5 protein-coding genes and 1 pseudogene are annotated in these 5,845 nt (G+C 63.3%); all 6 read right to left on the reverse strand.

Going from position 1 to position 5,845, the window contains the following annotated elements; genetic code table 11:
• Positions 1–1,219, reverse strand: a pseudogene (locus QZY07_RS02190) (hypothetical protein); the annotation flags it as partial.
• A gap of 4 nt (positions 1,220–1,223) precedes the next feature.
• Positions 1,224–1,934 (reverse strand): SDR family oxidoreductase, encoded by a 711-nt coding sequence (locus QZY07_RS02195; protein WP_295399468.1) that lies wholly within the window; start codon positions 1,932–1,934, stop codon positions 1,224–1,226.
• A 98-nt stretch (positions 1,935–2,032) separates the two neighbouring features.
• The gene (gene fghA / locus QZY07_RS02200) at positions 2,033–2,878 is read right to left on the reverse strand and encodes an S-formylglutathione hydrolase (RefSeq protein WP_295399469.1); all 846 of its coding nucleotides are present in this window, start codon (positions 2,876–2,878) and stop codon (positions 2,033–2,035) included.
• A gap of 10 nt (positions 2,879–2,888) precedes the next feature.
• Positions 2,889–3,998, reverse strand: a complete 1,110-nt coding sequence (locus QZY07_RS02205) for an S-(hydroxymethyl)glutathione dehydrogenase/class III alcohol dehydrogenase (RefSeq protein WP_295399470.1) — start codon at positions 3,996–3,998, stop codon at positions 2,889–2,891.
• Between the two features lie 234 nt (positions 3,999–4,232).
• Positions 4,233–5,054 carry a hypothetical protein gene (locus tag QZY07_RS02210; RefSeq protein ID WP_363183592.1) on the reverse strand — a complete coding sequence of 274 codons (822 nt, stop codon included), beginning with the start codon at positions 5,052–5,054 and terminating at the stop codon, positions 4,233–4,235.
• A gap of 72 nt (positions 5,055–5,126) precedes the next feature.
• On the reverse strand, positions 5,127–5,741 hold the full coding sequence (locus QZY07_RS02215) for a hypothetical protein (protein WP_295399471.1): 615 nt from the start codon (positions 5,739–5,741) through the stop codon (positions 5,127–5,129).
• Between the last annotated feature and the right edge of the window lie 104 nt (positions 5,742–5,845).

A 5,845-nucleotide genomic window follows, 5' to 3' on the forward strand; every position in this document is an offset into this window, starting at 1 on the left:
CCTGGGCCGACAAGAACCCACACCCGCGTTGCGCTATCGTGCGGCGGAGGTCTGCGCCTGCGGCGCGTAGCGCAGATCGATCGATAAAGTCAAACCTTAAAAACTCGAAGATCGAGTTACACGTATTTTTTAGATCATAAAATGCGGCGTTTGTCAATGCGTAAGTCCTGTGGTTGGAATCGCCGCAGAGCAGGAAGGCGCGCGGGTCGCGCAGGGCACGCAGGATCAGCAGCAACTGGACGTTGGTCAGATCCTGAATTTCATCCACCACGACAAAATCGTAGCGGGGCGTGACCTTGTCCAGCCAGGCGTGACTGACGAGATTGGCATCAAACCAGCCCTGTTCGTCGAGAAACGACCGGTAGCGCTCGAACTGGTCGTAGACCGCTTCGCGCAGTGCGGGACCGTAGATGGACTGGCGGACCCCGAGCGCCAGATAGTCGGTGCGACTCAGATAGGCGCACTGTTCGTCGGCACCGGTGATGGCGCCCTGGAATTCCTCGAACAGCCGGTGGGTGTCTTGCAGTTCGCGGTGGCGCTGCTGGCGTCCGGCCCAGGCATGGAAGGCGGCGGGCGTGATCTCGCGGCCCGCCGGCACCTGGATGCTCTCCAGATACTCGCGGAAGGAGAGAAAATCGAGATTCTGTTCCGGGTTGTCGTAGCCGTGGCTGTAATAGAGTTCGCGGGCGTTCTGGACCAGATAGGGCGAGCGGGTGACATAGAGGATGTCGCCTGCGGCCTCCTTCATCTTCTCCAGGGTCAGCGCGGTCTTGCCGCTGCCGGCCGAGCCGATGACGATCAAGGGGGGCGGCTGACGATAGATCGCTTCCTGGTCGTCGTCGAACGACAGGATCTTGTCGAGCAGATGGAAGCGGTGCGCCTGGGGGTTCAGGTACGGCAGTGGCGGGGCCTCGTCCGCGACCGCCGCCGTCACCTCCGGGATCCTGTCCTCCTCGATCACGGCCCCGCGCGCGAGGAAGCGTGACTTTTCGTAGGCATGCTGATGGATGCACTCCAGCAGCAGCGCATAGGGTTCCGCGCCGTGGCGATAGAGCGAGAAGAGGAGGCGATTGCTGCGATCGAGCCGTGCCCGGTAGAGATTCTCGCCGATCTTCTTGACCTCGGCAGAGCGGAAATCATCGGCGGCGAGATAGCCGATCAATTTGTCGTAGCCCGGGATGGATGAGGTATCGAGACCCTGGTAGAGCAGGATGTTCATGGCTCTACCAAGCAATCGGCTTGCCATCTCGAAAGAACCCGCCGCTCGGTCCATCGTCCGGCAGGGTCGCGGCCCAGACGATCCCCCGCGCGCCTTCTTCCACCGTCAGCTCGGCGTTGGCGCCGCCCATATCCGTCCGCACCCAACCGGGACAGACCGAGTTGACCTTAATAGCGGTGCCGATCAGCTCATCGGCGAGGATCCGGGTCAGGGCGTTGAGTGCGACCTTGGACAGCCGATAGCCGGGACAGCACCCGTTCATCTCGTCGAGCTGACCCATACCCGACGAGACGTTGACCACCCGCCCGCGCCCCGCCATCAACGGAATCAGGGACTGACAGAGCCGCAGCGGTCCCAGGGTATGGGTCTCGAACGACTCCCGGATCGGCGCGATCTCGGCCCGGAAGACGCTGGCCTCCGGGGTGCCCGGAGCGGGGTCGGCGAACATCCCGGCGTTGTTGATGAGCACGTCGAGCCGGCTAATGCCACGCAATGTTTCCGCCAGGGCGTTAATCGATGCGGCGTTGGTGACATCCAGCGGATGAAACGAGACCGGCAGTCCCAAGACCGCCAGCCGTTCTGCAGCGATGCGGCCCTCAGACTCACGCCGGGCGGTGAGGAGCACCCGATAGCCCCGGGCGGCGAGTTGACGACTGGTTTCAAAACCCAGGCCACGGTTGGCCCCGGTGATCACGGCAACAGGCAATTCGGACATGGTCATCTCCGGTGGATGGATGGATGGTGGTGTGACGCCGACGTCAAGACGCCGAACAGGGCAGCGTAATCTGACGACCGGGCTGGAGCTGATTCAGCTCAGGGTCTTTCCGCCAAGGCGTGCGCATGGTAAGCCAAATGCTCGCCGATGAAGGTGGCGATGAAGTGGTAGCTGTGGTCGTAGCCGGGCTGCATCCGTAGTGTCAGTGGAACGTCGCGTTCGGCGCAGATCTGCGACAGCGCCTCGGGTCTGAGCTGACCCTCGGCGAGAAACTCGTCATCGGTGCCCTGGTCGATCAGTAACGGGACCGGTGTGGCCCCCGCGCGGATCAACTCGGTCGCGTCCCACTCCTTCCAGGCCGCCGGGTCATCGCCCAGATAGGCACCCAGGCAGCCTTGGCCCCAGCCGCAGGCCACCGGGTGGCAGATCGGCGCGAAGGCCGATACTGAACGATAAAGCCCCGGATTTCTCAGCGCGCTGATCAGGGCGCCGTGGCCGCCCATGGAATGCCCGGTGATGGACCGCCGTCCCGGCATGAGCGGCAGCGACCGCTCCACCAGGGCCGGCAGTTCCAGGTTCACATAATTGAACATGCGATAGTGCTCAGCCCAGGGCGGGCGGCTGGCGTTGACGTAGAAGCCGGCGCCCTGACCCAGATCATACCGGTCCGGTGCGTCGGGCACCGTCTCGCCGCGCGGGCTGGTATCCGGCATGACCAGTGCCAGCCCCAGCTCGGCGGCGTAACGCTGGGCGCCGGCCTTGACCCGCACGTTGTCGTCGGTACAGGTCAGCCCGGAGAGAAAATAGACGGCGGGCACCGGAGCGGATTCGGCCTGTGGCGGCAGATAGACCGAGAAGGTCATCGGGCAGCGGCAGGTCTCGGAGTCGTGGCGGTAGCGCTCCAGCCAGCCGCCGAATGCGCGGATACGTTCGATGCGTTCCATGGTCATCTCCTCAAAACACGATCACGGAACGGATGCTCTCGCCGCTGTGCATCAGGTCGAAGGCGCGGTTGATGTCCTCCAGCGGCAGGGTGTGGGTCACCATCCGGTCCACCTCGATTTCGCCGGCCAGGTAGCGCTCGACATACCCCGGCAGTTGGCTGCGGCCCTTGACGCCACCGAAGGCGGTGCCCTTCCAGGTGCGGCCGGTCACCAGTTGGAAGGGGCGGGCGCGGATCTCCTGCCCGGCGCCGGCCACGCCGATGATGGTCGCAACGCCCCAGCCCAGGTGACAGCATTCCAGGGCCTCGCGCATCACGTCCACGTTGCCGATGCACTCGAAGGAATAATCGACGCCGCCGTTGGTCATCTCGACGATGGCATCGGTCATGCTGCCGGTCAGCTCCCTCGGGTTGACGCAATCGGTGGCACCGAGCTGACGGGCCATTTCGAACTTGGCCGGATTCAGGTCGATAACGATGATGCGCGACGCCTTCGCCATCACCGCGCCCTGCACGACCGACAGACCGATCCCGCCGAGACCGAAGACCGCCACCGTTGAGCCTGGCTCAACCTTGGCGGTGTTCAGCACCGCGCCGATGCCGGTGGTGATACCACAGCCGAGCAGGCAGACCTTGTCCAGCGGTGCCGCCGGGTTGATCCTCGCCAGCGCGATCTCGGGCACGACGGTGTATTCGGAGAAGGTCGAGCAGCCCATGTAATGGAAGATCGGCTGACCGTTCTGGGAGAAGCGGCGCGTGCCGTCCGGCAGGTAGCCCGTCCAGACCGTGGCGGCGATGGACTGGCAGAGATTGGTCTTGGTGGAGTGGCAATAGGCACACTCGCCGCACTCCGGGATGTAGAGCGGGATGACGTGGTCGCCGGGTTTCAGATTCCTGACGCCTGGTCCGCACTCCACGACCTCGCAACCGCCCTCGTGACCGAGCACGCAGGGAAAGGCGCCTTCCGGATCCTGTCCGGAGAGCGTGAAGGCATCGGTATGGCAGACCCCGGAGGCCACCACCTTGAGCAGCACTTCGCCCGTCTTCGGGCCTTCGACATCGATTTCTTCGATGGAGAGGGGCTTGGCGGGCTCCCAGGCAACGGCGGCTCTGGCTTTCATGGGTCTCTCCGGTGGAAGATGAGGAGATGCATCGACGTGTCGCGAAGCGCAACGCACGCGAGTTCAGGAAAATCGGTCCGCGTGAGCATGATCACAATGGCACCGGTCGGTCGCTCCAGGCGCGATGCGAGGGCGACAGGTTTTGGCTGAACTGGAGCGCCTCGCCAGCCGGGAGACCTCATCAGGCCCGGCAAACGACGGTTCATGCTCAAACCGGCAGACTTGAACCGTCCGCTACGTCTTGTTTTTCGCTTCCTCATCCAGCCGTTTGAGACACGCCATTTTCTCCGCGATCTTGATCTCCATGCCTCTTGGCACCGGTTGATACCAGTGCGGTTCAGGCATGCCGTCGGGAAGATAGGTTTCGCCGGCGGCATAGCCATGGAGTTCGTCATGCGGATAACGATAGGTCTGTCTGTGACCCAATTTCTTCATCAGCCGTGTCGGGGCATTGCGCAGATGCACGGGCACCTCACGGCTCTTGTCCTGTTTCACGAAGGCGCGCGCGGCATTGTAAGCCTTGTAACCGGCGTTGCTTTTGGCCGTGATCGCCAGGTAAATGACGGCTTGTCCAAGGGCTAACTCGCCCTCTGGCGAGCCCAGCCGCTCATAGGTCAGCGCCGCCTCATTGGCGATCTGCATGGCTCTTGGGTCGGCCAGGCCGATGTCTTCCCAGGCCATGCGCACGATCCGTCTTGACAGGTAGTGGGGATCCGCCCCGCCGTCCAGCATCCGGGTCAGCCAGTAGAGCGCGGCATCCGGATTTGAGCCCCTGACTGACTTGTGAAGCGCGGAAATCTGGTCATAAAAATAATCGCCGCCCTGATCGAATCGCCGGGCGTTGAGGGTCAGGGCGTTCTGGATGAAGTCGGCGTCAATCCGATCCACTCCAGCCGCCCCGGCGGCGGTGCTGCACTGTTCCAGCAGATTCAGGCACCGTCTGGGATCGCCGTCGGCATAGCCGATGAGGGTGTCAACCGCCGCGTCATCGAACTGAAGATGACGCAGCACCTGATCCCTGGCCCTCGCCAGCCCTGATTTGGGTCGCAGATCCACGTCACACCCTGGACAGGCAGTACTGGCTTGTGGGTGCCGACTGGGACGGCGACGACAAGACCCAGACCTTCGTCAGCGAGGGCCACTGGGAGACTGGGTGTTAGGCGTCCCGTCGAGGCGGCGGCGGCGAGGCAGTTCTCCGCTCGGGGGCGCGTCCGTCGCCTCGCCGGCGCGAATGCCGGCCAGGGTTCCGATGACCACGCCGTGGTCGAGGTGCGCCGCGTTCCGGCCATCGCCCGCGTAATAACTGACATTCGAGGAATCCTTCGGCAACCCGGCCCAGATTTTCGCGAGATTGAACGCGAAGGCGTGGTCGTCGACGCGACCGGCGATCCAGCCGTTGACACCCGCCTCGCTGACCAGGGCCAACGCCAGGCGATCCTGAAGCGCGGGGGTAAAGCGTTCGTTGCCGCTCAGTTGCAGACGCTCGGTCAGTGTCGCGAAGGTCTCGGGAACGATCTGATAGCGTCCGATGGCCGAGCCGCCGTTGCCGTCGGCCAGCAACTGTTGCTGAAACGCCTTGACCTCATCGACCGTCAGCGCCGACAGATCGACCTGCTGCTGATCGGCGTGACCGTACCAGGCGTTGTCATTGCCGTGCGACTCCGGTGCCGAGATCAGATCCAGCACGCGCCCAAGGCCGCCCCCGGTCGCGCTGGCGTGGATCAGGGCGAGTCCGTCAGACATCCTGGCGTTTTTTTTTGGCTCTCTAGTTCTACTTTGTTAGCTTGACATAAGCTTATGATTTGCCAATATTATTTTCAGGGCAAAATTATATTTGGAAATAGCAG

It is taken from the genome of uncultured Thiocystis sp., assembly GCF_903866365.1.
In the GTDB taxonomy this organism is placed as follows: Bacteria; Pseudomonadota; Gammaproteobacteria; order Chromatiales; family Chromatiaceae; genus Chromatium.